Raw genomic sequence first — 23,970 nt, forward strand, 5'->3', positions numbered from 1 at the left:
AAGAGCTACGCCCGGCGATGCGTTTCTGACGCGGGCGGGCTGCGGCATAGTGATAAGTACTCACTATCGAGTCCAGCTGCGTTGGAGACGGAAGATGCAAGTCAGAGCTGCTGTTCTAAGACACATGAATGTTGCGCCGCCGTATGCCCAGAGCAAACCGATCGCGATCGAAACCATTGAGCTGGCACCACCGGGGCCGGGCGAGGTGCTGGTGCGTATTCGCGCCGCCGGCCTTTGCCATTCCGACCTTTCGGTCATCAATGGCGACCGCCCACGGCCAATGCCCATGGCGCTGGGGCACGAAGCGGCAGGTGTCGTCGAAACATTGGGTGAAGGGGTCAGTGACCTTGAACCGGGCGATCATGTGGTTATGGTGTTCATGCCCAGTTGTGGTCATTGCCTGCCTTGTGCCGAAGGCCGTCCGGCGCTCTGCGAGCCGGGTGCGAAGGCAAACGCCGCCGGCACGCTGATCAACGGAACCGTGCGTTTGAGCAGCCCCGCCGGTCACGTCCATCACCACCTCGGTGTTTCGGCGTTTGCCGAGTACGCCGTAGTGTCGCGCAACTCGGTGGTCAAGATTGACCGCGATTTGCCTTTTGTCGAAGCCGCTCTGTTTGGTTGCGCGGTGTTGACGGGCGTCGGGGCGGTAGTCAATACCGCGCAATTACGGGCGGGTTCGACCGCCGTGGTTATCGGGCTGGGCGGCGTAGGGCTGGCTTCGGTGTTAGGCGCAAGGGCTGCCGGGGCGAGTAAAATCATTGCGGTCGACCTGTCGCCCGAGAAGCTAGCACTGGCCAGGGAAGTCGGGGCTACCGCGGTGGTCAATGGCGGCGACGCGGACGCGGTTGAGCAGGTGAGGCGGTTGACCGGGGGCGGCGCTGACTATGTGTTCGAAATGGCCGGGTCAATCCGTGCACTGGAGAACGCCATGCAAATGACCAAACGCGGAGGCATGACCGTCACTGCCGGCCTGCCACCGCCCGGTTCGGCGCTGGCGGTCAATGTCGTGCAACTGGTGGGTGAGGAACGCACGCTCAAGGGCAGCTACATTGGCACCTGCGTACCGCTGCGCGATATTCCGCGGTTCATCGAACTCTATCGTGACGGCCGCCTGCCGGTAGACCGGTTGTTGAGCGGCAAGCTCAAACTCGACGATATCAACGAAGGTTTCGATCGCTTGCATGATGGCAGCGCGGTGCGCCAGGTCATTGAATTTTGAGGAGCGACAGCATGGCTGATACACACTTCCTGGCAACACTCGATGACCCGTCGCTGTTTCGTGAGGCGAACTACATCAACGGCCAATGGCTGGAGGTGGGCGAGGGGCGCAGTATCACCGTCACCAACCCGGCTACCGGTAAAGCGCTGGGGCGCGTGCCTTCACTCGGGGCTGACGAAACGGTAATGGCCATCGCTGCCGCCAAACGCGCGCAACCGGCATGGCGAGCGCTGACCGCCAAGGAGCGCGCGGTAAAACTGCGGCACTTGTTCGAATTGATGATCACCCACCGCGAAGACCTCGCACGGATCATGACGGCCGAGCAAGGCAAACCACTGGCCGAAAGTCGTGGCGAGATCACCTACGCGGCTTCATTTATCGAGTGGTTCGCGGAGGAGGGCAAGCGGGTCTACGGCGACACCATCGCCTCCCATTCACCCAACAGCCGGATCATCGTTCAGAAAGAACCTATCGGCGTGTTTGCGGCGATCACCCCGTGGAATTTCCCCGCCGCGATGATCACGCGCAAGGCCGGGCCTGGGTGGGCGGCCGGTTGCACCGGTGTGTTGCGCCCGGCCAGCCAGACGCCGTTTTCGGCGATTGCTATTGCCGTGCTGTCCGAGCGTGCCGGCCTGCCTGCGGGCGTGTGCAACGTGATTACCGGGCCAGGCAGTGAGATCGGTGGCGAGCTGACTTCCAACCCGGACGTGCGCAAACTGTCCTTCACCGGCAGCACTGAAGTGGGCGCGACACTGTTGGCCCAATGCGCACCCACGATTAAAAAGACCAGCATGGAACTCGGTGGCAACGCGCCTTTCATCGTGTTCGACGACGCCGATCTGGATGCCGCCGTGCAGGGCGCAATGGCGTCCAAGTACCGCAACGCCGGACAGACCTGCGTCTGTGCCAATCGCTTGCTGGTGCAGGACGGTATTTACGATGCCTTTGCGGCGAAACTGAAAACCGCCGTCGAGGCCTTGAAGGTCGGCGACGGCTTTGCAGACGGTGTAACGATCGGTCCGCTGATTGATGACAACGCAGTGCGCAAGGCAGAAGAACATGTCGCCGATGCTGTCGAGCGTGGCGCATCCATATTGACCGGTGGCGAGCGTCATCCGCTGGGAGGCAGCTTTTACCGGCCGACGATCCTGGTGAACGTGCCAAGGGAATCAAAGGTGTTTCGCGAGGAAACGTTCGGTCCCGTGGCGCCGTTGTTCCGTTTCAGCACTGAGGCGCAAGCCATCGAAATGGCCAACGACACCGAGTTTGGCCTGGCCTCGTATTTCTACAGTCGTGATATCGGACGGATCATGCGTGTGGCCGAAGCACTGGAGTGCGGAATTGTCGGAATCAACGAAGGGTTGATCTCGACGGAAGTCGCGCCCTTCGGTGGCGTCAAATCGTCGGGGCTGGGCCGTGAAGGTTCGAAGTACGGCATCGAGGACTATCTCGAGATTAAATACTTGTGTCTGGGAGGTATTGATCGCTGATAGTTGAGGGGGATGATCGCCGGGTCATCTCCCTTTTTTTAAAGTTAAACAGTTCCGCGCTTTAATCTCTTGGTTTATCGCCTGTCTTAATAAACACTCTTTGGTGAATGCGCTTCACAAGTCATTGTCGCTTGGCGCCGAACCGTTGCGATGGTGTTTGTAAAACCCTTGTGATAGAGCGTTCGCTCTTGTCTTTTAGTCAATATTGTTTTCGTATTCTTGCGGTTTATCTTCGGTGAGTAGTGCTGGAAAATCCTTTCCATCTTATTCACTACCGAGATTGCCCCACATGACTTACTTCAAAAAACTGGTTGCCGCAATTGCTACGTTTACAGCTCTATCCGCATCATTTGCACTTCATGCAGAAGAGTCGGGTGCCTTGGTTGATCGCAATAAGGCATTGAATGAGCGCGCTGTCGGAAGTTGATTAAACCTGTTCTAAACGATTGAGCGGATGTTTTGGTTTTTTTAACTTCGGAGTAGGAAAAATGAATGTGCATACAACGGGGAAATCGCCCGCATTGCCAATCAAATCGAAGCTGATAAAAGGCGCGGCTTTTTCAGCGATCAGTCTTGCACTGACGGCTGCCCTGAGCGGTTGCGGTCCCGATAATACCAGCAGCAAAACGGTGGCGCCGAGCGTCACGGTCAGCCAGCCAGTCAAATCGGTAATCACCGACTGGGACGGTTTTACCGGGCGTTTCGAGGCCACCGACTCGGTGGACGTTCGTTCGCGGGTCAGTGGCTATCTGGAGAAAGTCGCGTTTCAGGATGGGGCCATCGTCAAGAAGGGCGATCTGCTGTTCGTGATCGATTCGCGCTCGTTCCAGGCAGCGGTGGTCCAGGCTCAAGGCAAACTGGCCCAGGTGCGCTCGCAACTGGCGCTGGCCGAGCAGGAGTTTGCCCGGGCCAACGTCCTGATCGAATCCAAAACCATCGCCCGCAGCCTTTACGAGCAGCGCTTGCAGGCACGTCAGGCGGCACAAGCCGAAGTCCTGAGCGCCGAAGGTGCGCTAACCAACGCCAGGCTGGATCTGGAGTTCACCCGGATCACCGCGCCCATGAGCGGACGCATCAGCCGCAAGCTGATCAGCGAGGGCAACCTGGTCAACGGTGGCAACAGCAGCGCGACATTGCTGACCACCATCGTGTCGCTTGACCCGATCGATATCTACTTTGATATCGACGAGCAAAGCCACCTCAAATACCGTCGCCAGGCGAACACTGCCGCCAACCAGAGCCAAGTGCGGATTGCCTTGCCGGGTGAAGTCGAACCGAGCATGACCGGCCGTATGGACTTCATCGATAACCGGCTCGACCCGTCCACCGGCACCTTGCGCCAGCGTGCCCGGGTCAGCAATAAAGACCTGCAGTTGAGCCCCGGGCAGTTTGGCCGGGTGCAGTTCTCCAGTCAGGCGGCTTACCCGGCGTTGTTGCTACCGGACACCGCGATCAGCGTCGACGCCACCCGCAAAGTCGTCTACGTGCTCAACCCGCAGAACAAGGTCGAAATTCGCCCCGTGACGCTCGGCAAACTGCACGACGGTTTGCGCGAAATCTCCAGCGGTCTGCAGGAGCAGGACCGGGTGATCGTCGATGGTTTGCAGCGCGTCCGTGCTGGCGATACCGCCACGGCCGAGGATCGAGTGGTGGCCCAAGCCGCGAAAACCCCTGAAACCCAAGGGGCGCCGTTATGAGCCTGGGACGCACATCCATCGAACAACCGGTGCTGGCGATTGTGCTTTCAATCGTTTTGATGATCATCGGTGGCTTGGCTTATCTGGTTTTGCCGACGTCCGAGTACCCGGACATCGCACCGCCCACAGTGGTGGTGACCGCGACCTATCCCGGCGCCTCAGCGCAGACCGTGGCCGAGACATTGGCGATCCCGATCGAGCAGGAGGTCAACGGCGTTGAAGACATGCTCTACATGTACAGCCAGGCGACGTCCGATGGCAGCCTGAACCTGACCGTGACCTTCAAGAGCGGCACCGATGTCGATAAGGCGCAGGTGTTGGTGCAGAACCGTGTGGCACTGGCCACGCCGCGTTTGCCGGAACCGGTGCAGCGCAGTGGCGTGACGGTGCGCAAGTCATCGCCGACGCAGCTGTCGACGATCTTCATTTCCTCGCCGAAGGGCACTTACGACCAGCTCTACGTTTCCAACTTTGCGATCCGTAATGTCGCCGATGTGCTCAAGCGCATCGACGGGGTTGGCGACATCAACCCGCTGGGTGCGCGTGAGTATTCGATGCGCATCTGGCTGGATCCGGAACGTGTTGCAGCCTTCAACCTGACACCCGCCGACATCATCGCCGCCGTGCGTTCGCAGAACACGCAAGTGGCTGGTGGCGTGATCGCGCAGCCGCCGGTGGCGTCCCAGGCCTTTCAGCCCAACCTGATTTTCGAGGGCCGACTGAAAGAGCCTGCCGACTTTGACAACATCGTCCTCAAGTCAGGTACGGCGGGTCGTCTGGTGAGACTCAAGGACGTCGCGCGCACGGAAATCGCCGGGCTCGCGTACGTCAACAACACCTATTACTTGCGTAACCCGGCCATCGGTCTGCAAGTGCTCCAACGTCCGGGCGCCAACGCGCTGGCGACGATGAAAGTGGTCGAAGAGACCATGCAGAAAATCGGCAAGGAATTCCCGGAGGGCATCGAATACAGCATCGGTTACAACCCGACGGCGTTTATTGCCGACAGCATCGGTGAGCTGGGCAAGACCATCTACGAGGCGGTCATCCTCGTAGTGCTGGTGATCATGATTTTCCTGCAAGGCTGGCGTCCGTCGATCATTCCGATCCTGGCGATTCCGGTGTCGTTGGTCGGTACGTTTGCGGTCATGGCGATGCTCGGTTACTCGATCAACAACCTGACCCTGTTCGGGCTGGTATTGGCGGTGGGGATTGTGGTCGACAACGCCATCGTGGTGGTGGAGAACGTCGAGCGACATCTGGCTGATGGCAAGAACCCGCTGGAAGCGACGATCGTCACCATGCAGGAAATCGGCGGCGCTTTGATCGCCATTACCCTGGTGTTGTGTGCAGTGTTTATTCCGACTGCGTTCATTCCGGGTATTTCCGGTGAGTTCTTCCGCCAGTTCGGAATCACGATTGCGGTGGCCACAGCGATCTCGTTGTTTAATTCGGTGACCTTGTCGCCGGCGCTGGCGGCGATGATTCTGCGCCGACATGATCCTGAAGCTCATCAGCAGCCGAAGAAAGGCATCTTTGGTGTGCTCAAACGTGCCGCCGATGGCTTCAACAGCGGCTTCCTGAAACTCTCTTCAGGCTACGCCGGCAGCGTGCGTGGCCTGGTGGCAAAAACTCCATTGATGCTGGCGATTTACGCGGTGTTGATTGCCGCGACAGCTTATCTATTGGTGTCGACGCCCAAGGGCTTCATTCCGGTTCAGGATCGCGGTTATCTGGTGGTCATCGTGCAGCTCCCGGACGGCGCGTCGCTGGAGCGGACCAACGAAATTTCCCAGCAGATCGAGGCTATTGCCCTGGATGTGCCGGGGGTGGATCGCGTGCCGACGTTCTCCGGTTTCTCGATGGTGACCGGCACCAGTTCCTCGAACTCGGCCGGTCTGGCGCCTGTGTTCCAGCCGTGGTCCGTGCGTAAAGTGCATGGGTTGACGTCGGACAAGATCGCCGAAGATTTACGCGAGCGTTTGAAAGTGGTCAGCGGTGCAACGGTGATTGTCGCCACGCCACCCCCGGTTCAAGGGTTGGGTAGCACCGGCGGTTTCTCCATGCGTTTGCAGGACACGGCAGGGCTGGGCACCGAAGCATTGGCCAAGGCAACCGACGACCTGATTGCTGCCGCCAACGCCACTCAAGGCATGACCGGCGTTTACTCACCGTTCTCGGCCAGGACGCCACAAGTGTTCGTCGAGTTGGACCGCGAGCGCGCTGAAATGCTGGGCGTACCAAGCAGCCAGATCAACCAGGCCATCGAGACGTACTTTGGCTCGTCCTACATTAACGATTTCAACCTCGTGGGACGTACTTATCGAGTGACGGCGCAGGCGGACTTGCCATACAGAGTCACGCCAGAGGATCTGTCACGGGTCAAGGTGCGCAACGATGCCGGTCAGATGGTGCCGATTGCCAGTGTGACGCGTCTGCATGAGGCGCTGGGTGTGGAGCGATTCCCGCGCTACAACCTGTTTCCGACTGCGGAAATTAATGGCGATACATTGCCGGGCCTGGGTTCCGAATTCGGCATCAAGACCATGGAACGTCTGGCGGAAGAGACGCTGCCGGCAGGCATAACCTATCAGTGGACTGACCTGAGCTATCAGCAAACCACGGCCGGCAACATGGGGCTGTTGGTGTTCCCGTTGTGTGTGATTTTCGTGTACCTGGTGCTGGCGGCGCAGTACGGCAGCTGGAGTCTGCCGCTGGCGATCCTGTTGATCGTCCCGATGTGTCTGCTGGCAGCTGCCGGTGGCGTACGCCTGATGGGGCTGGACATCAATATCCTGACGCAGATCGGTTTCATCGTACTGGTGGGACTGGCGGCGAAGAACGCGATTCTGATCGTCGAAGTAGCCAGGCAACAGGAGAAAGAAGGACAGGGCATCGTTGATGCGGTCGTCGAGGCGTGTCGTCTGCGTTTGCGCCCGATTCTGATGACTTCGCTGGCCTTCGTTCTCGGTGTGTTGCCGTTGGTGATGTCCGAGGGTGCGGGTTCAGAGATGCGTCAGGCAGTCGGTTCGGCGGTGTTCTTCGGAATGATCGGCGTCACGTTGTTCGGTCTGCTGTTCACGCCGGTCTTCTATGTGTTGATTCGCCGAATGGCCGGTGGCGAGCGTCAGGCACAGCCTCAATCCATCCATTCTGAACAGGGCGTGGCCCATGAATAATTATCTCAGCGTCCCGGGTCTGTTACTTGGGGCAGCGCTACTCAGCGCGTGTGCCTCCCCGGTCATGCCGCCCAAGAGCGACTTGCCGGTCGAGAGTTTCGTCAACGCTCAAGCGGTCGCACCCGCCAGCGCGACAGACAATTGGTGGAAGCTTTATCAGGACCCGTTGCTCGACCGTCTGGTGGAGCGCGCACTCGGGGGAAACCTTGACCTGCAGATCGCATTGGCGCGGATCGATGCCGGGCGCGCATTGCGTAATATCGCCGGGGCTTCCGGCAGCCCTCAGGTTGATCTGGGGGCGAGTGTCGCGCGTCAGCGGATCTCGGCGGATCAGGCGGGTTTCACTGACTCGCTGATCACCGAGCCGACCTCGGTCGGGTTGAGTGCTGCCTGGGAGATCGATCTGTTCGGCCGTATTCGCGAAGGCGTGCGGGCTGCCGACGCCGACCTCAACGCGACCGAAGAGGAGGCGCGAGGGGTGCGTGTGGCGCTGATCACTGAAGTGGTTCAAGCCTATGCCGAGGCGCGTGGGCTGGAGGAGCGCCTGGCGATCGTCAAGCAAAGTGCCGCCAGTCAGGCTGAAGCCTTGCAGTTGACTGAGCAGTTGTACGCAGCGGGGGACAGTCCTGAAGCGGATTTGCTTCGCGCCCGTTCGCAGTCCGATTCCACCGCCGCCCAAGTGCCAGCGCTGCAACTGAACTGGCAACGTTCGCTGCATCGCTTGTCAGTGCTGCTCGCCCAGCCGACCGATACGCTTTATCAGCAGTTCAAGGAGCGTCCGGCGAACGTCTCGACGGCGTCGTTGCTGGATGCCGGTACGCCTGCAGATCTGCTACGTCGCCGTCCCGACATACGCGCCGCCGAAGCACGCTTGATTGCGGCCTATGCGCGGGTCGGTGTGGCCAAGGCGGATCTGATGCCGCGCTTGAGCCTGTCGGCTACGTTGGGGTCTTTGATTAATGGTGTGAGCGCCGCTTATCTGGCCAGTTCGACGTTCTGGCTGGCCGGCTTGAATGCCAGTGTGCCGGTGGTCGATGGCGGTCGTCGGCGCAACGTGGTCGATCTTCGGGATGCCGAAGCGCGGCAGGCGTTGCTGAGTTATCGACGCACCGTGTTGACGGCCGTTTCCGAGGTGGAGTCAGCGCTGGCTGCTGCCCAACGCAATGCCGAACGTCAGACTTTCCTGGCCAGTGCGGCCAGTCAAGCCAGCTCAGCCGCCGAGCAGATTCAGCGCGCCTGGCAGGCCGGGGAGACGCCGTTCCTTGATGTGCTGCAGGCTCAGCGGGTGCAACTGGCGGCGCAGAATGCGCTGTCCCAGGTCAAGACCGCTCAGTGGCAGAATCAAGCGGCGTTGGTGAATGCGTTGGGCGGTTAACCCAGCTGTAGAACCTTGTAGAGAACCTGTGTGGGAGCGAGCTTGCTCGCGAAGACGGCCGGACATTCAACATCGATGTTGACTGCCTTACTGCCTTCGCAAGCAAGCTCGCTCTCACAGGTCATTCATTTCAGATTTTATCGATCGGTACACCGTGGTTGTTTTTCCACATCATCACCACGGCGCTTGCAATGACCGCGACAACGATCAAATAGATGTTGAAGATCCAGCCAATGTTTTCCGAGTACAACCACGTTGTCAGGTAGGAGGCTGTGCCGCCGAACACTGCCACACCGAGAGAAATACACACCCCGAACATCCGAGTGCGATAGCGGGTCGGGATCTGTTCGGAGATCGAGGCCGGTTTACAACCGGTGATAAAGGCGACCAACAACAAGCCTGCGGTTTGCGCCACCATCAACGTCCACGGTTCACTGGAAATCAGACCCCACAGCGGGAACAGCGTGGCGGCAATCCCCAGCAAGGAAATCAGCGCCGAAATCTTGCGTCCCCACAGATCCGAGATCCAGCCGGAAACCGGCAGGAAGATCAGGTAGATGACCTGTGCAATGCAACTCATGGTAAACGCGCTGCGTGGGTCCATGCCTTTGACGCTGATGGCGTAGATCGAGGCCGAGGTGACCCAGGTGTAGTAGGTCAATGTGGCACCGGCTTCATAGAGAAACAGACGCACGCCGTGCTGGATGATCTTGCCTCGACTCCAGGCTGGCGCTGTTGATTCACCGCCAGCACTCGGCGAGTGTTCACTTTCCATCATGTTGCGACGCAGCCACAAGGCAAAGACGGCCAACAGACCACCTGTGGCGAAGGGGATACGCCAGCCCCACTCCTGCATTTCACTCACGGACAACAATGACGTCAGCAATGCCATGTAGAACGTCGCCAGCAACGAGCCGCAGCCAACCGCGATAAACACCGTGCTTGACCACAACCCTCGTTTCTTCGGCGGTGCGATTTCGGCGATGTAGGCGTAGGAGGTGGTGGTTTCACCACCATGGGCAAAACCTTGTACCAGCCTGGCGAGCAGCAAGAGTCCTGAAGCCCAACTGCCAATCGAATCATAAGAGGGAATAAAGGCGATCAGCAAACTCGCGCCAGCCATCAACAGCATGGTGCTGAGCAACACCACGCGCCTTCCCAGTTTGTCGGCGAGGATGCCGAAGAAGATCCCGCCGATAGGCCGCAACAGAAACCCCGCGGCAAAGACCGCGAGGGTGTTCAGCAATGCAGACGTTGCGTTGCTTTTATCGAAGAGTGCGGCGGCGATGTACACCGACGCGACGGTGTAAATAGTCCAGTCAAACCACTCCAGCAAGTTGCCGACGCCGGTGGCCATCAATGACTTTCTGCGCAGAGAGGTACGTGTTTTGGCCTGTCCGGTCGAGTAATCGGACATGGTCTCGGTGATGTTATTCATTGTTGGCTCCGAGATGTTTCATGAACCACGGGACGTGGTGGGTGACGATGGAGTGCGTAAAGCTCCCTGAAAAAACGAGGTGTCCCTTCAAACTAAAATCCAGAGTGGGAGCGGGCTTGCTCGCGAAGGCGTTGGGTCAGATGACTTGACGGTTACTGACACACCGCTTTCGCGAGCAAGCCCGCTCCCACAAGGAATGTGTGTCAGGCGTTGATGTGCGCCAGTGCCACTTCCTCGATACCGGCGGCATCCAGCTTGTAGTGTTGGTACAAGTGCGTCGGCGGAGCGATCAGGCTGTATTCGTCGTAGATACCGTGGCGCTTGAGCTTCACGCCGACGCCTTCGTCCGACAGCACTTCAGCGACCGCAGCCCCCAGGCCACCCAGCACGTTGTGCTCTTCGACGGTCATCATGCGTTTGCTGCGTGCAGCGGCGCGCAGGATGGCATCACGGTCGATCGGCTTGATCGAGGCCATGTCGATCACGCCCACGGAACGTCCTTCAGCGTTCATTTTGCGAGCCGCTGTCAGCGCCGCGTGCACGGTGATACCGCAAGCGATGATGGTCAGTTCTTCACCTTCGATGTGCTCATGGGCCTTGCCGAATTCGAAGACGACGTCGTCGTTGTAAACGATCGGATCGCGACCGCGACCGATACGGAAATACACCGGCTTGTCGTAGGTGGCCGACGCCCGGATCGCCGCGACCAGTTGCGGACCGTCGGCAGGGGAAACGACCGCCAGGTCGGCAATGGAACGCATGGTGGCGATGTCTTCAGTGGCGTGGTGCGAAGTACCGTAAAAGCCCAGGGAAATGCCGGTGTGGTGCCCGATCAAGCGCACCGGTTGCGCCGAGTAGGCGACGTCCATGCGGATCTGTTCGCAGCACAACAGGCCGAGGAACGATGCAAAAGTCGCCACGAACGGCATCACGCCACAGGTGGCCAGGCCCGCGGCGGCGGTCACCATGTTCTGCTCGGAGATACCGAACTGCAGGTAGCGCTCTGGGTACTCACCGGCAAATTTGTTCAGGCCGTTGGAGTACTGCAAGTCAGCCGAACCGGCCATCACCGGGTAGCCGGCCTTGGTCAGTTCAATCAGCGCATCGGACAAATAGGACAGGCCCGGGTTGAGGGCGTTGAGGCCACGGTACTGCCAGGAATTGGGGGAAAGAGGGGCATTCATGTTCAGATCTCCATGGCTTCAATTTCAGCGATAGCACGTTTGGCGTCTTCCGGGTCGAGGTAACCGAGGTGCCAGCCGGGTTCGGTTTCCATGTAGGAAACGCCTTTGCCCTTGACGGTTTTGGCGATGATGCACACCGGTTTGTCGCGAGTTTCGTCGGCTTTCACTCGACGCAGGGTTTCGGTCACTTCAGCGATGTTGTGGCCGTCGATGACATGCACTTCCCAGCCAAAGGCGCGCCATTTTTCGTCCAGCGGTTCGATGCCGATCACGTCGTCGACCGAGCCGTCGAGCTGGAAGCCGTTGCGGTCGACTATCGCGATCAAGTGTTTGGCCTTGTGGTGGGCGGCGCTCATCGCGGCTTCCCAGACCTGGCCTTCCTGCATTTCACCGTCGCCGAGCATGACGAACACGTCGTAGACTTCGCCGGTGAAGCGTTGGGCCAGGCACATGCCCAGGCCGCCGGAGAGGGCGTGGCCGATGGAGCCGGAAGAGAAATCGATGCCGGGCACTTTACGCATGTCAGGGTGATCGCCCAGAGGGCTGCCCAGGCGGGTGTATTCATCGAGCCATTCCTTGGGGAACACGCCAAGGTCTGCCAGTATCGGGAACTGGCCCACGGCGGCGTGGCCCTTGCCCATCAGGAAGCGGTCGCGGCCGGGCCACTTCGGTTCATCGGGACGAATCGTCATCACGTCGTAGTACAGCGCGGAGAACAATTCAGCGGCGGAAAACACCGAGGTGTAGTGGCCGGTCTTGGCGATTTCGATCAGGCGGATTGTTTCAAGACGAACGAATTTCGCCCGGTCTTTCAACTTGATAACCGTCTCGGCGGAAGGCACAAAGTTGCTGGCTTTCCACTGTTCGAGTGTTTTTCGGGGTGCAGACATCTCTACCTCCAATCACAGGCATGAATTTGTTGAAGTTGAATCTCAGTGGCGGGGTTTGAACTTCAACGGGGTGGTTGTGTGTTCAACAGGGTTTTGAGTCAGTGCTCAGTGGGTCAGCCCTTCGAGCGCGCGCATCGCCCCGATCAGTTCGTCGCACGTCGGTGCGCCGCCTGAGGCCGTGGCAAAGTTGCGAGCGTGTGGGGCTTTCAAGGTGGGCTCGGCCACTTGCATCAGTACCGAATCGTCGACGTTGAGGACGCCCAGTTCGGTCAGGTTGCGAGGCAAGCCGATACGCTGATAGAAGCTCAACATATCACCCATCAGTTCGGCATCGCGGTCCTCCAGCACCAGCTGCACCAGCAAGCCATACGCCACTTGCCAGCCGTGAACCTGCTGTTGTGCACCGGGGATTTTCGACAGGCCGCGTGTCATCGCGTGGGCAATCGACAGGCCGCCGCTCTCGAACCCCAGACCGCTCATCAACAGCACGGCTTCGATCAGGTGATCGAAGGCGACCGTTACCTCGCCGGTGCCGGCCTGGGCCAGCGCCGGCTCGGCGTATTGACGAATGATGCGGTAGCACTCGCGTGCCAGCACCAGCCCCGACAGCGCCGGGCGTGCGCCGAACATGTTCACGCCACCGGATTTGTAGCACTGCTCGGCTTCGAATTTTTTGGTCAGCGCATCGGCAATCCCGGCGAGCAGGAATTGGCGCGGGGCCTGGGCAATCAGCGAGGTGTCCACCAGCACGTAGCGAGGGCTGACGAGCAGATGCCCGACTTCGCTGAGTTGATGATGAGCGTCGTAGACCACGTAGTTTTTCGACGTGGGCGCATCGTTGGAGGCCACGGTCGGCATGGTGATCAGCGCACGACCGGAGGTGTGGGCGAGGGCCTTGCCGGCGTCGATGCATTTGCCGCCACCGACGGCCAGGATCATGTCGAACCCGACCTCAGCGGCAGCCGCTCGTAGGCCGGCAATCCCGTCGGCGGTGATCTCGCCGTCGAAGGTGATGTAGTGCAACTCGACGTCCGATTGCGCGCAAGTGTCATCGAGTCGTTGGCGGATCAGACCCAGCACATAGCTGTCGATGACCACCACGGCCTTGCGTCCGCAGTGCGCCAGATAAGTGCCCGCCTGAGCGAGCACTTCAGTGCCCTGGACGTACCGTCCGGGCGAGCCGAAAACCAGATTCATTCAGCACCTCTCACTTCACTGCTTATTGTTATTCGAGGCTCGGCGGCAGGTTGCCAAGTGCTCGGTCTTGTTGTGATGCATGATATATCATGTTTTTAAACGGTCAAGCACTCAAGCGACGAGATGACGTCAGGCGATCGAATACCCGCCATCGACGGGCAACGTCGTACCCGTCACGTAGCGCGCGTTGTCGGAAACGAGGAAGGCGATCACATTGGCCACGTCTTCCGGCGCGCCCCAGCTTTTCATCGGAATACGCGCCATGATGCCTTCCGAGCGCGCCGGATCTTCGAACGCCCGTCGCGACAGGTTGGTCAGAATCCAGCCCGGCGCCACCGCATTTGCGCGCACGCCATCGGTCGCCCACGCAACTGCCATGCAGCGTGTAAGCTCGGAGATGGCGGCTTTGCTCGACGCATACGCCGGGGTCTTAGCAGAACCGAAAATCCCCCACATCGAGGCGAAGTTCACCACTGCGCCGCGAGCGGCTTTCAGGCCGGGCAGGGCGGCGTTGGTGAGGCGCAGCACGGCCGTGAGATTGACGTCCATGACCCGGCTGAAACCGTCCAGCTCCCACTCGCGGTTGTGGTCAATGATCCCGGCGGCATTGACGATGGCGTCGACGCGCTCGAACGGGCCGAAGAAGCTCTTCACCGCGTCGTCATTGGTCACGTCGAGTTCCTGGTAATGAATGCCTTCGACGCGCTGCTCGGGTTCGCCGAGCCCGACGGTGAACACCTCATAACCGTCAGCGAGCAGACGTTGTGCGGTGGCCAGGCCGATACCGGAGCCGCCGCCAGTAATGATTGCAGTCTTTTTCATGGTCTTTCCTTATGCATTGCGGAGGGCGTGTTAAACACCGGTTTTGGAAAACAGAAACTCGGCCAGCAGATCGATCTGGCCGGTGATCATGTGCGCACCTTTGTGGATGACGCAGCCGCGCTTGGCGGCGGCGCTCAACAGCGGCGTGATGTCCGGGTTCATGACCACTTCACCGACCACCGTTCCGGGGGCGAGCGTGTCGGCGGGCAGCGGCAACGGGTCGTGAGCTTTTAGGCCTAACGCCGTGCCGTTGATCACCACATCGAAACCCGTCGCGTCGGCGGGGCCGGCATTGATCTGCCGGTCAGGGAAAATCTGCCGCAGTTCACGCACCAGCTCTTCGGCCTTGGCCGGTGTGCGGTTGCTGATCACCAGTTCTTCAATCGCTTCGGCGAGCAACGCATGGGCGATGCCGGTCGCCGCGCCGCCCGCACCCAGCAACAGCACGCGTTTATTGCTCAGGTCGTGGCCCTGTTTTTTCAGGCCGCCGACAAAGCCGTCGCCGTCAAACATGCGCCCGCTGAAGCGCCCGTCGGGCAGGCGTTTGGCAACGTTGCACACGTTGAGCACACGGGCCGTGCCTTGCAGTTCATCGCACAATTTCGCCACCTCCAGCTTGTGCGGAACGGTGACAATCACCCCCGCCAGATTCTCGATCCCGCGTAATCCTTCCCACGCGGTGGCAAGGTTGTCCGGGGAGACTTCCCAGGGCACCAGCACGCCGTCATAGCCCAGCCGTTCCAGCAACGGGTTGAAGAATTCCGGGGTGCGCAAGTGTTTGGCCGGGTAGGTAAGGTGCACGACGACTCGGGTTTTACCGCTGATGGGCATGTGGAGACTCCTCTTTCAAAAATGTGCTGTAGACGCCGGCAACGCGGCTCGCCCGAGGATCATGTCCGCGGCTTTTTCGCCGATCATGATTGACGGTGCATTGGTGTTGCCGGAGATCAGGTTGGGCATGATCGAGGCGTCGACCACCCGCAGATTGCGCACGCCGCGAACCCGCAGTTGCGGGTCGACCACGGCCATTTCGTCGTCACCCATCTTGCAGGTGCCAACCGGGTGGTAAACGGTCTTGGCGCGCTGGTTGATGTAGCTGAGCAATGCTTCATCGCTGCGCACGCTCAGTCCCGGGAATACCTCTTCGCCGGTGTACGCACGCATGGCCGGTTGCGCGAGAATTTCCCGCGACAGGTTCAAGCCCTTGATCGCGACACGCCGGTCTTCCGGGTGGGCAAAATAACGAGGATCAATGCGTGGCGGGGTGTCGGCCTTGTTGTCGCCCAGGCGGATTTCGCCTCGGCTCATCGGGCGCAGCACGCAGGTGTTGATGGTCGCGCCGGGTTTTTTGATGACGTCCTGATCGAGGTCGAAAAACACGATCGGCACGAAATGCATCTGCGCGTTGGGCCTTTCCTGGGCGTTGTCGGTGTTGACGAACGCACAGGCCTCGGTGACGTTTGAACTGACCGGGCCACTGCCGAACATCAAGTACTGCAGACCGTTCTTGACCGTGTTGAGGGCGCTGTCCTGGCCGTAGTAACCGTACTTTCCGTGGCAGTAGGCAATGCTGCCGACTTCCGCGTGGTCTTGCAGGTTCTGGCCGACGCCGGGCAGCTCATGCAGCAGCGGAATGCCATGGCGCTGAAGCTCTTCGGCACTACCGATTCCGGACAGCATCAACAGCTTGGGTGACTGAATGGCGCCAGCACTGAGGATCACTTCTTTGCTGCCTCGCGCCTGCACCCGTTGGCCTTTATGGATGTACTCGACCCCAGCGGCCTGTTCGCCTTCGATGAGGATTCGTTGCACCGTGGCGTCGGTGACGACCGTGAGGAGATCGGATTTTTCCGCCTCACGCAGGTACGCCACGGCTGCGCTGCAGCGGCGATTGTTGCGCGCGGTGATCTGATTGAAGCCGACGCCGTTCTGGCGTTCGCCATTGAAATCGGGCGTGAAGGGGATACCGGCTTGCTGCGCAGCGCGCACGAAACCACGGGACAGTTCGCACACTTGCTTGAGGTCAGAAACACCGAGCGGGCCGCCAGTAGCGTGGTAGCCATTGTCGAAGCGCTCGTTGTCCTCGGCACGCTTGAAGTACGGCAGCACTTCGCGAAACGACCAGCCATTGCAGCCGGCGCTGGCCCAGTCGTCGTAGTCCTCGTGCTGGCCGCGGATATAGATCAGCGCATTCACCGAGCTTCCACCGCCCAGCACTCGACCCTGCGGAAGAATGCGTTTGCGTCCGTCCATGGTTGTTTGCGGTTGGGTTTCGTGGCGTGACAGCAGCGGGCTGGACAGCAGCCGGGTAAACCCGGCGGGGATATGAATCAACGGGTGAGTATCGCGTGGGCCCGCCTCGATCAGCAGAACCGAGGCGCCTGCCTCGATCAGGCGACCCGTCAACGCGCAGCCCGCCGAGCCGCCTCCAATGACAATGTAATCGTGCATGCCTTTCTCCAAACCGCGTCGTTTTTATTTTCATGCATCATATATCTTCATCCCCCCCAAGCGTCAATCCCGGGTTTTCAGCGCTCTGCATTCCGGCGAAAAGCTGTTGGCGGTTATAAATAAAATATGATATATCATCTCTCCGCCGAGAGATGAGATTCTCGCAAACGTCCTCAAAGCAATAAAAAAAGCCTCCTCGACGAGGCCAGGATGACGATGACATGACTCAAATGTTTGCTGCACCCGGCCGCTATATCCAGGGCTACAAGGAACTCGATCGACTGCACCGGCATGTGGCCTGGTTCGGTCGGCGGTTTTTGGTAATCACCACTCAGGGTCGCCTCGACAGCCTGAAACAGACCCTGAGCGCCAGTTTCGATGCCGAGCGCACTCAGTTGCATTACGCGATTTTTTCCGGCGAAGTGACGCGGCAGGAAATCCAGCGGCTCACGGCAAGCATCAGCGCGCTTGAATGCGACGGTGTGATTGGTGTCGGTGGCGGCAAGGTGCTCGACGCCGCCAAAGCCGTTGCCAATCAGGCCAAAGTGCCGCTGTGCATCGTCCCCACTATCGTTTCCAACGACGCACCCACCAGTTCGCTGTCGGTGCTGTACACCGAAGCGGGCGCGTTTGACGACGTGCTTTTTTATGAACGCAGCCCGGACGTGGTGGTGGTCGATACCTGGATCATCGCCCAGGCGCCGGTGCGTCTGCTGGTAGCTGGAATGGGCGATGCGCTGTCGACGTATTTCGAAGCGCGCACCTGTGTCGAATCGCACCGGGACAATTTTCTCGGCAATGCCGGTGTGGGATTGAAGGACGGCGGCGGCGGTGCGAAATCGACGCTGACCTCCATGGCCATCGCCGAGCTGTGTTATCGGGTGCTGCTTGAGGATGGCCTGCAAGCCATGCGCGCCGCTGAACAGCAATGCGTGACCAAAGCCTTCAATCGCGTGGTGGAAGCCAATGCGCTCATGAGCGGTATCGGTTTCGAAAGCAACGGCGTGGCGACTGCCCATGCGGTGTATTGCGGGTTCAGCGAACTGGGGGGCCGGGCGACCATGTACCACGGCGAGTACGTGGCTTTCGGCGTGCTGGTGATGCTGGTGCTCGAAGGCAAATCCAGCCGTGAACTGGATACGGTGCTGAGGTTCTGCCTGAGCATCGGTTTGCCGGTCACCTTCGAAGACCTGGGGCTGGCCGACATCACCGCAAACGAACTCGACTGCGTGGCGCGCACGGCCGCCGACCCTGGCCAGACCAGCAACGTTGAGCCATTTGAAGTGACCTTCGACGAAATGAAAGCGGCACTGATCTCGGCCAGCGACCTTGGCCAACTCTACAAAAAAGGTGGGTCGTTGCTGGCGGGATGAACCCGTCTGCAGCGCACACGCCATTACAACAGGTGAACTGATGAAAGCATTTCAGGCAAGTCTGCCGCTGACCCTGGACTTTGAAGTCGGGGCGATCAAGCGCATGGGCGAGAAGGTCGAGCCGTTCGGCAAAAAGGTCTTCTTGATGGTCGACCCGTTTCTCCAAGGCAGCGATCTGGTCGCGCAAATTACCGGCAGTTTCGCCGAGCGTGGCCTGCAGTTTGTCGAGTTCTACGACATCGTGCCCAACCCACGGCATACCACGATTGATCGAGCGGTCGAGCACGTTCGCCATAGCGCTTGTGATGTGGTGGTGGCGGTGGGCGGCGGCAGTGCGATCGACTCGGCCAAAGCCGTGGCGTTCGTTGCCGTTCATGGCGGCAATTGCTGGGACTATACCGAGCGCCTCGGTGAAGCCGTGACCCGCCCGCAAAGCCGTGGGCTGCCTTTGCTGGTGGTGCCGACCACCTCGGGCACCGGTACCGAAGCGACTCCGTTTGCGGTGATCAACAATCCTGAACTGGGCCTGAAATGCGCCATCGTCAACCCGTTCATCTACCCCGATGTTGCCTTGATTGACCCGAAGATTCTGGTGTCGAAACCGCCGAAGCTGACCGCGTTGACCGCAGTCGACACCTTCTGCCACGCGCTCGAGGCGTACATCAGTATTCACTGCACGCCCTGGGTGGAAATGGTCGCGCTGGAGTCGATTCGACTGTTCGCGGCCAATGCACGGCAGTGCGTGGAACACGGCGAAGATCTGGAGGCGCGCGCCCGCATGGCGTTTGCTTCGACCCTCGGCGGCATGGCGATTGCCAGTGCCGGCGTCACGGTGTCCCATGCCCTGGGTCAGCCATTGGGGGCGATGACCGACGCACCGCATGGCGGCACCGTCGCGGCAAGCACACCACATGTCATCCGCTGGACGCTGCCGGTGTGCGCGGACAAGTTCGCGCGGGTGGCCGGGATTCTCGATCCGTCGACGCTGAGTCTTGCTGAAACCGAACGCGCCGCGCGCCTTCCGGACATCCTGCAAAAACTGTTTACCACTCTGGGCGTCACCGACACTTTCCGCAGCTATGGTTTGCGCCCGGAGCAGATCGAAGAGTTTTCCCAAACCGTCTGGACCAGTTTCAACCAGGACCTGGCCTGTCATCCGAAGAAAATCAACAGCAAAGAGGAGGTCGCCGACATCGTCAGAATGTGTTTCTAACCGAAGTCTCTGTCACGAAGTTCTGAAGAAAGAAGTTTGACCGACCCGTCAGTTGGGTTGGCGGGGTTTTGCATGCTCGAAAAACACTAAGACCAACAATAAAAACAGTTTCGGGAACAATAATAATGACCAACAGAACGATAGTTGCCGTCGGACTTTTGAGCGCCTGCGCATTACCGGGTGCTCATGCGGCCAGTTACTCGCCGAATAATTTTTTGCTGGGGGACTGGAACGGCGAACGCACTCGCTTGCATGAGAAGGGCGTGGATTTTCAACTGACCTACGTTAACGAACTGGCCTACAACACCCAGGGCGGAGACGAACACAAAGGGACTTACAGCGATCAGCTGATGATTGATACCAACTTTGATCTGCAGAAGTTGGTGGGCTGGCAAGGGGCGAGTTTTCGCATGACCTTCAGCAACCGCAATGGCGAAAACCTCACCGCGGAGGCCGGCACCAACACCTTGCTGGCTGCCCAGGAAATCTACGGCTACGGCAGCGTTACCCGCCTGGTGCAGTTCTATTACCAGCAGGCGCTGCTGGATGATCGACTGGTGGTGAAACTGGGGCGCTTGCCAATGAGTGGCGATGTGTTCCCGTTTTCCTGCAAGTTTCAAAACCTGACGTTCTGCGGCACGGTGCCGGGTTACATCACCCCCAATTGGTTCACCTGGCCCGTCAGCCAGTGGGGGGCTGCGGTGGCGGCGAAGCTGACTGACGAGCTGTCGCTCAATGCCTCGCTGTATCAGGTCAACCCTCGCTTCACCGAAAACTCCCAGGGCCTGGACTTCGGCAGTCCTTCGGGCACCACCGGTTATCTGGCGGTCGGCGAGTTGGCGTGGACGCCGACCCTAAACGGTCTGCCCGGCAGCTATCGTGCGGGGATCTGGCGCAATACCGGCGATTTCAACGATGTCTATCACGACATCAATGGCCAGCCCATCGGCCTGACCGGCAATGCGCCGGATCAGCACGATCAGGCCAGCGGTTACTACGGCATGGCCGAGCAGCGGGTCTATCAGGACCCGAGCAACAGCGCCCGTGGATTAACCCTGTTCGCAAACTTCATCCAATCGGATCGCGATGTGTCCTACGTGGAAAAGGTCTTTCACGTCGGCGCGTTTATCAGCGGCCCGTTTGCAGCGCGGCCTCAGGATGAAATCGGCCTGGCGATCGGTCGCCTTGAGGTGAATGAAAAATCCGCCAAGCGTATTCGACAGCAAAACGCTTTCACCCAACCGGCGCCGGACACCGAATATCCGATGGAGTTGTACTACGGCATCAGCGTGACGCCGGCCCTGACCCTGCGACCCAATGTGCAATACGTCGCCAATCCCGGTGGACTGAGCGGGGACAAAAGCGTCGTGGTCTTCGGCCTGAAAACCGAGGTCAGTTTTTAAGGGATTACACGTTTTTTACGAACATCACTTGTTAATAAAACACCCTGAATCAGGGCATTTCTTCGCTTGTAATTTCGATAATGCATGATATATCGTCGTTGGGCGCCTACGCCTACAACAACAAACAGGAGACGCAACAGCATGAACACTCTCGTTGATATCGCTGCGGTCCAGCAGCGAGTCGCCGCCCTGAATCTGCCAGGGAAAGCCTTTATCAATGGCCGGTTCGTCGATGCCTTGAGCGGCGAAACCTTCGCCAACATTTCTCCGCGCAACGGCCAGGTGCTGAATCACGTGGCATCCTGCCAGGCCGAAGACGTCGACGTCGCAGTCAAGGCCGCTCGACAGGCGTTCGACAGCGGCGTGTGGTCGCAACTGGCACCCAAGGAACGCAAGAAAGTTCTGCTGCGGTTCGCTGCGTTGTTCGAACAGCACATGACTGAACTGGCGTTGCTGGAAACCCTCGATATGGGCAAACCGGTGTCCGAAAGCGCCGGCTTTGATGTGCATGCGGTGCTTGAATGCCTGCAGTGGTACGCCGAATGTTGCGACAAGGTCTACGACGAAATTGCCCCTTCAGGACCGGGCGCACTGGGCATGATTACCCGCGAAGCCATTGGCGTGGTTGCCGCCGTGACCCCATGGAATTTCCCGATGCTGATGGCGATGTGGAAAGTCGCCCCGGCGCTGGCGATGGGCAACTCAGTGATTCTCAAACCCGCCGAACAGTCTCCGCTGACCGCACTGCGCATCGCCGAGCTGGCTGCACAAGCGGGCATTCCACCGGGTGTGTTCAACGTGTTGCCGGGCTTCGGTCCTACCGCTGGCCGTGCGCTTGGGCTGCACATGGATGTCGATACGCTGGTGTTCACCGGTTCCGGTGAGGTCGGCAAACTGTTCCTGCAGTACGCCGGCCAGTCGAATATGAAACGGGTGTGGCTGGAGTGCGGTGGCAAGACTCCGAACATCATTCTCAATGACTGCCGCAACCTGGAAAAAGCCGCGACAACCGCTGCCCGGTCGATGTTTTTCAACCAGGGTGAAGTGTGCGTGGCGCCGTCGCGATTGATCGTGGAGGAGGGCATTCGCAACGAGTTTGTCGCCGAAGTGTTGAAAGTCGCCCGGACCATCGCCATCGGTGACCCGCTTGATCCCGCCACCCAACTCGGTGCAATGGTCGACAAGGCGCAGATGGATCGCGTGCTCGGCTACATCCGAAAAGGCTCGGAAGAGGGCGCCCGCATCATCCTTGGCGGCGAGCGTGCCAGTGGAGCCTTGGCCGACGGTTTTTTCATCCCGCCGACGATCTTCGACGACGTCACCAATGACATGACCATTGCCCGCGAGGAAATCTTCGGCCCTGTGTTGTCGGTGATCAACGCCAGGGATCATCTGGATGCGGTGCGCATCGCCAATGATTCGCCTTACGGCCTGGCAGCCAGTCTCTGGACCAGCGACCTCTCGCGGGCCCATTCGATCATCCGCTCGCTGCGCGCCGGCAGCGTCTGGGTCAACTGCTTCGACGGTGGCGACATCACCATGCCGTTTGGCGGTTACAAGCAATCGGGCAACGGTCGTGACCGCTCAATGCACGCACTGGACAAATACTCGGAACTCAAATCTGCCTGGATCGATTTGCAGGACTGAGCCGTCAATGAGCAACCGGTGCTGTGTGTAACAGCACCTGCAGCACTGAACAAAATCAGCGCACCGGAGAATAATAATTATGAAGCTGTCAGCTGTTCGATCGATCACCACATTGGCCTTGCTGGGCCTGATCGGCACTCACGCCTGGGCTGCGCCCAAGCATGAAATTTATAGTTTGATGCCCAACACCGCCTTGTCCGGGGTGATTGACCCCGACATGCCTGATCGCACGTCGATCAACAAAGCCTTGCCGCTGAAAAAGAAGGGCGAGCGTCTGCGGATCGGCTGGACTGAAATCACACTGGGCAACCCCTGGTTTGTCTCGATGATCGACGATTCGAAAACCATAGCCAAAAAGTACAACTACGACATCGAACTGCAAGTGGCGGACAGTGATGTCGCCAAGCAGAGCGCCCAGGTCGATAACTTCATTACCCTGGGCGTCGACCTGATCGTGATTGACCCAACCGACGTTCTCGGCTCGGTGTCGGATGTCGAACGTGCGGTGGCCGCCGGCATTCCGGTGATCACCGTTGGTACCGCCCCGGACGCTCGCGCTCCAGTCATCACCACCAGCACCGGCAACCCGTACGGCAGTGGTTTCGAGGCCGGGCGTTACGTGGCCGCCAAGACCGATCCGGCCAAGGTGATCAACGCCGCGATGGTCATCGGGGTGATGGGCAACTCCACGTCCGAAAGCCGGCTCAACGGCATGATCTCCGGGATCGTCTATGCCCGTGCACAAGAGCGCAAGCTGGGTTTGTCCAAAGAAGACGCGATGCTCAAAGGCTTCAAGCTGTTCCAGCAGGTCAAGGCCAAAGGTAGCTTCAGCTGGCCCGAAGGTGGCTTCAACGTGCTGGCCTGGGGCCGTGGCGACTGGACTGAAGAAGGTGGTCTGGCCGCCACAGAAGATATCCTTTCGTCCCAAGGCGACAAGCTCAATCTGGTCTTGGCAGAGAACGACTTCATCGCCATTGGTGCGATCAATGCGCTTGAAAATGCCGGCAAGAAAAACAGCGTGATGGTCGCGTCAGGCGCCGGCAGCTTTCGGGTGGCGCTGGACTTGATCAAACAAGGCAAATTGTTGGTGAGCGCCACCAATAGTGGTTCGGAAACCGGTGTGGCGGCCATCGAGTTGATCCACCAGATTCTCGAAAAGGGCCTGAATGCCAACAATCTGCCGCTGGCCTCGTACTTTCCTGTAACTCTGATCACACCGGATAACGTCGACACGTTCATCAAGGCTGACAGCCTGCCGCCGACGACCGACACCGTCCCTCCCTTCCGTTCCATCGAGCAGATCAAAACCGCGATGAAGTGATTTCGCGAGAGTGAACCGGCCTGTGACCACCGCTTTTTTGTCGGTGGTTACAGTTCGAACGTTGACGGCTT

18 protein-coding genes are annotated in these 23,970 nt (G+C 59.5%); 11 read left to right on the forward strand and 7 right to left on the reverse strand.

Annotated features, from left to right (window positions below; translation table 11 throughout):
- The first annotated feature begins 94 nt into the window (after nucleotides 1-94).
- The 6 genes from J2W17_RS18390 to J2W17_RS18415 all read left to right on the forward strand — a co-directional run bounded on the left by J2W17_RS18390 (nucleotide 95) and on the right by J2W17_RS18415 (nucleotide 8,960).
- Nucleotides 95-1,219 (forward strand): zinc-dependent alcohol dehydrogenase family protein, encoded by a 1,125-nt coding sequence (locus J2W17_RS18390; protein WP_307337094.1) that lies wholly within the window; start codon nucleotides 95-97, stop codon nucleotides 1,217-1,219.
- 11 nt (nucleotides 1,220-1,230) lie between these two features.
- The gene (gene gabD, locus J2W17_RS18395; RefSeq protein WP_307337097.1) at nucleotides 1,231-2,709 is read left to right on the forward strand and encodes an NADP-dependent succinate-semialdehyde dehydrogenase; all 1,479 of its coding nucleotides are present in this window, start codon (nucleotides 1,231-1,233) and stop codon (nucleotides 2,707-2,709) included.
- Nucleotides 2,710-2,998: 289 nt separating this feature from the next.
- Complete coding sequence (locus tag J2W17_RS18400; protein ID WP_307337100.1) at nucleotides 2,999-3,136, forward strand: hypothetical protein; 138 nt, start codon at nucleotides 2,999-3,001, stop codon at nucleotides 3,134-3,136.
- A gap of 61 nt (nucleotides 3,137-3,197) precedes the next feature.
- The gene (locus J2W17_RS18405; protein ID WP_307337103.1) at nucleotides 3,198-4,406 is read left to right on the forward strand and encodes an efflux RND transporter periplasmic adaptor subunit; all 1,209 of its coding nucleotides are present in this window, start codon (nucleotides 3,198-3,200) and stop codon (nucleotides 4,404-4,406) included.
- The gene (locus J2W17_RS18410) at nucleotides 4,403-7,585 is read left to right on the forward strand and encodes an efflux RND transporter permease subunit (RefSeq protein ID WP_307337106.1); all 3,183 of its coding nucleotides are present in this window, start codon (nucleotides 4,403-4,405) and stop codon (nucleotides 7,583-7,585) included. The genes J2W17_RS18405 and J2W17_RS18410 overlap by 4 nt, the downstream gene beginning before the upstream one ends.
- The gene (locus tag J2W17_RS18415; protein WP_307337109.1) at nucleotides 7,578-8,960 is read left to right on the forward strand and encodes an efflux transporter outer membrane subunit; all 1,383 of its coding nucleotides are present in this window, start codon (nucleotides 7,578-7,580) and stop codon (nucleotides 8,958-8,960) included. Before J2W17_RS18410 ends, J2W17_RS18415 begins: the two co-directional genes overlap by 8 nt.
- 130 nt (nucleotides 8,961-9,090) lie before the next feature.
- On the opposite strand, the gene J2W17_RS18420 is transcribed toward J2W17_RS18415, so the two are convergent.
- The 7 genes from J2W17_RS18420 to J2W17_RS18450 form a co-directional block, all read right to left on the reverse strand.
- A complete protein-coding gene (locus J2W17_RS18420) occupies nucleotides 9,091-10,398 on the reverse strand; it encodes an MFS transporter (protein WP_307337112.1) in 1,308 nt (435 codons plus the stop codon).
- Between the two features lie 203 nt (nucleotides 10,399-10,601).
- The gene (locus tag J2W17_RS18425) at nucleotides 10,602-11,582 is read right to left on the reverse strand and encodes a transketolase family protein (protein WP_307337115.1); all 981 of its coding nucleotides are present in this window, start codon (nucleotides 11,580-11,582) and stop codon (nucleotides 10,602-10,604) included.
- Nucleotides 11,583-11,584: 2 nt separating this feature from the next.
- A complete protein-coding gene (locus tag J2W17_RS18430) occupies nucleotides 11,585-12,472 on the reverse strand; it encodes a transketolase (RefSeq protein WP_307337118.1) in 888 nt (295 codons plus the stop codon).
- Between the two features lie 105 nt (nucleotides 12,473-12,577).
- Nucleotides 12,578-13,669: a glycerol dehydrogenase gene (locus J2W17_RS18435; RefSeq protein ID WP_307337121.1), complete on the reverse strand. Its 1,092-nt coding sequence runs from the start codon at nucleotides 13,667-13,669 to the stop codon at nucleotides 12,578-12,580.
- Between the two features lie 129 nt (nucleotides 13,670-13,798).
- The gene (locus J2W17_RS18440; protein ID WP_307337124.1) at nucleotides 13,799-14,491 is read right to left on the reverse strand and encodes an SDR family NAD(P)-dependent oxidoreductase; all 693 of its coding nucleotides are present in this window, start codon (nucleotides 14,489-14,491) and stop codon (nucleotides 13,799-13,801) included.
- A gap of 30 nt (nucleotides 14,492-14,521) precedes the next feature.
- Complete coding sequence (locus tag J2W17_RS18445; RefSeq protein ID WP_307337127.1) at nucleotides 14,522-15,322, reverse strand: shikimate dehydrogenase family protein; 801 nt, start codon at nucleotides 15,320-15,322, stop codon at nucleotides 14,522-14,524.
- Between the two features lie 15 nt (nucleotides 15,323-15,337).
- Nucleotides 15,338-16,942, reverse strand: coding sequence for a GMC family oxidoreductase (locus J2W17_RS18450; protein WP_307337130.1), 1,605 nt, complete (start codon nucleotides 16,940-16,942; stop codon nucleotides 15,338-15,340).
- A gap of 221 nt (nucleotides 16,943-17,163) precedes the next feature.
- Here J2W17_RS18450 and J2W17_RS18455 point away from each other — a divergent pair, with 221 nt between their 5' ends.
- From J2W17_RS18455 to J2W17_RS18475, 5 genes are all read left to right on the forward strand, one after another.
- Complete coding sequence (locus J2W17_RS18455) at nucleotides 17,164-18,315, forward strand: glycerol dehydrogenase (RefSeq protein WP_307337133.1); 1,152 nt, start codon at nucleotides 17,164-17,166, stop codon at nucleotides 18,313-18,315.
- A 40-nt stretch (nucleotides 18,316-18,355) separates the two neighbouring features.
- A complete protein-coding gene (locus tag J2W17_RS18460) occupies nucleotides 18,356-19,528 on the forward strand; it encodes an iron-containing alcohol dehydrogenase (protein ID WP_307337137.1) in 1,173 nt (390 codons plus the stop codon).
- A gap of 125 nt (nucleotides 19,529-19,653) precedes the next feature.
- On the forward strand, nucleotides 19,654-20,931 hold the full coding sequence (locus tag J2W17_RS18465) for a carbohydrate porin (protein WP_307337139.1): 1,278 nt from the start codon (nucleotides 19,654-19,656) through the stop codon (nucleotides 20,929-20,931).
- A 141-nt stretch (nucleotides 20,932-21,072) separates the two neighbouring features.
- Nucleotides 21,073-22,578, forward strand: coding sequence for an aldehyde dehydrogenase (locus J2W17_RS18470; RefSeq protein ID WP_307337141.1), 1,506 nt, complete (start codon nucleotides 21,073-21,075; stop codon nucleotides 22,576-22,578).
- Nucleotides 22,579-22,657: 79 nt separating this feature from the next.
- Complete coding sequence (locus J2W17_RS18475) at nucleotides 22,658-23,899, forward strand: sugar ABC transporter substrate-binding protein (RefSeq protein WP_307337144.1); 1,242 nt, start codon at nucleotides 22,658-22,660, stop codon at nucleotides 23,897-23,899.
- The last annotated feature ends 71 nt before the right edge of the window (nucleotides 23,900-23,970 follow it).

The organism is Pseudomonas lini (assembly GCF_030812475.1).
Taxonomy (GTDB): domain Bacteria; phylum Pseudomonadota; class Gammaproteobacteria; order Pseudomonadales; family Pseudomonadaceae; genus Aquipseudomonas; species Aquipseudomonas lini_A.

Coding starts and splice junctions, on each gene's coding strand:
- J2W17_RS18390 (WP_307337094.1), top strand. CDS start 95: ATGCAAGTCAGAGCTGCTGTTCTAAGACACATGAATGTTGCGCCGCCG.
- gabD (WP_307337097.1), top strand. CDS start 1,231: ATGGCTGATACACACTTCCTGGCAACACTCGATGACCCGTCGCTGTTT.
- J2W17_RS18400 (WP_307337100.1), top strand. CDS start 2,999: ATGACTTACTTCAAAAAACTGGTTGCCGCAATTGCTACGTTTACAGCT.
- J2W17_RS18405 (WP_307337103.1), top strand. CDS start 3,198: ATGAATGTGCATACAACGGGGAAATCGCCCGCATTGCCAATCAAATCG.
- J2W17_RS18410 (WP_307337106.1), top strand. CDS start 4,403: ATGAGCCTGGGACGCACATCCATCGAACAACCGGTGCTGGCGATTGTG.
- J2W17_RS18415 (WP_307337109.1), top strand. CDS start 7,578: ATGAATAATTATCTCAGCGTCCCGGGTCTGTTACTTGGGGCAGCGCTA.
- J2W17_RS18420 (WP_307337112.1), bottom strand. CDS start 10,398: ATGAATAACATCACCGAGACCATGTCCGATTACTCGACCGGACAGGCC.
- J2W17_RS18425 (WP_307337115.1), bottom strand. CDS start 11,582: ATGAATGCCCCTCTTTCCCCCAATTCCTGGCAGTACCGTGGCCTCAAC.
- J2W17_RS18430 (WP_307337118.1), bottom strand. CDS start 12,472: ATGTCTGCACCCCGAAAAACACTCGAACAGTGGAAAGCCAGCAACTTT.
- J2W17_RS18435 (WP_307337121.1), bottom strand. CDS start 13,669: ATGAATCTGGTTTTCGGCTCGCCCGGACGGTACGTCCAGGGCACTGAA.
- J2W17_RS18440 (WP_307337124.1), bottom strand. CDS start 14,491: ATGAAAAAGACTGCAATCATTACTGGCGGCGGCTCCGGTATCGGCCTG.
- J2W17_RS18445 (WP_307337127.1), bottom strand. CDS start 15,322: ATGCCCATCAGCGGTAAAACCCGAGTCGTCGTGCACCTTACCTACCCG.
- J2W17_RS18450 (WP_307337130.1), bottom strand. CDS start 16,942: ATGCACGATTACATTGTCATTGGAGGCGGCTCGGCGGGCTGCGCGTTG.
- J2W17_RS18455 (WP_307337133.1), top strand. CDS start 17,164: ATGACTCAAATGTTTGCTGCACCCGGCCGCTATATCCAGGGCTACAAG.
- J2W17_RS18460 (WP_307337137.1), top strand. CDS start 18,356: ATGAAAGCATTTCAGGCAAGTCTGCCGCTGACCCTGGACTTTGAAGTC.
- J2W17_RS18465 (WP_307337139.1), top strand. CDS start 19,654: ATGACCAACAGAACGATAGTTGCCGTCGGACTTTTGAGCGCCTGCGCA.
- J2W17_RS18470 (WP_307337141.1), top strand. CDS start 21,073: ATGAACACTCTCGTTGATATCGCTGCGGTCCAGCAGCGAGTCGCCGCC.
- J2W17_RS18475 (WP_307337144.1), top strand. CDS start 22,658: ATGAAGCTGTCAGCTGTTCGATCGATCACCACATTGGCCTTGCTGGGC.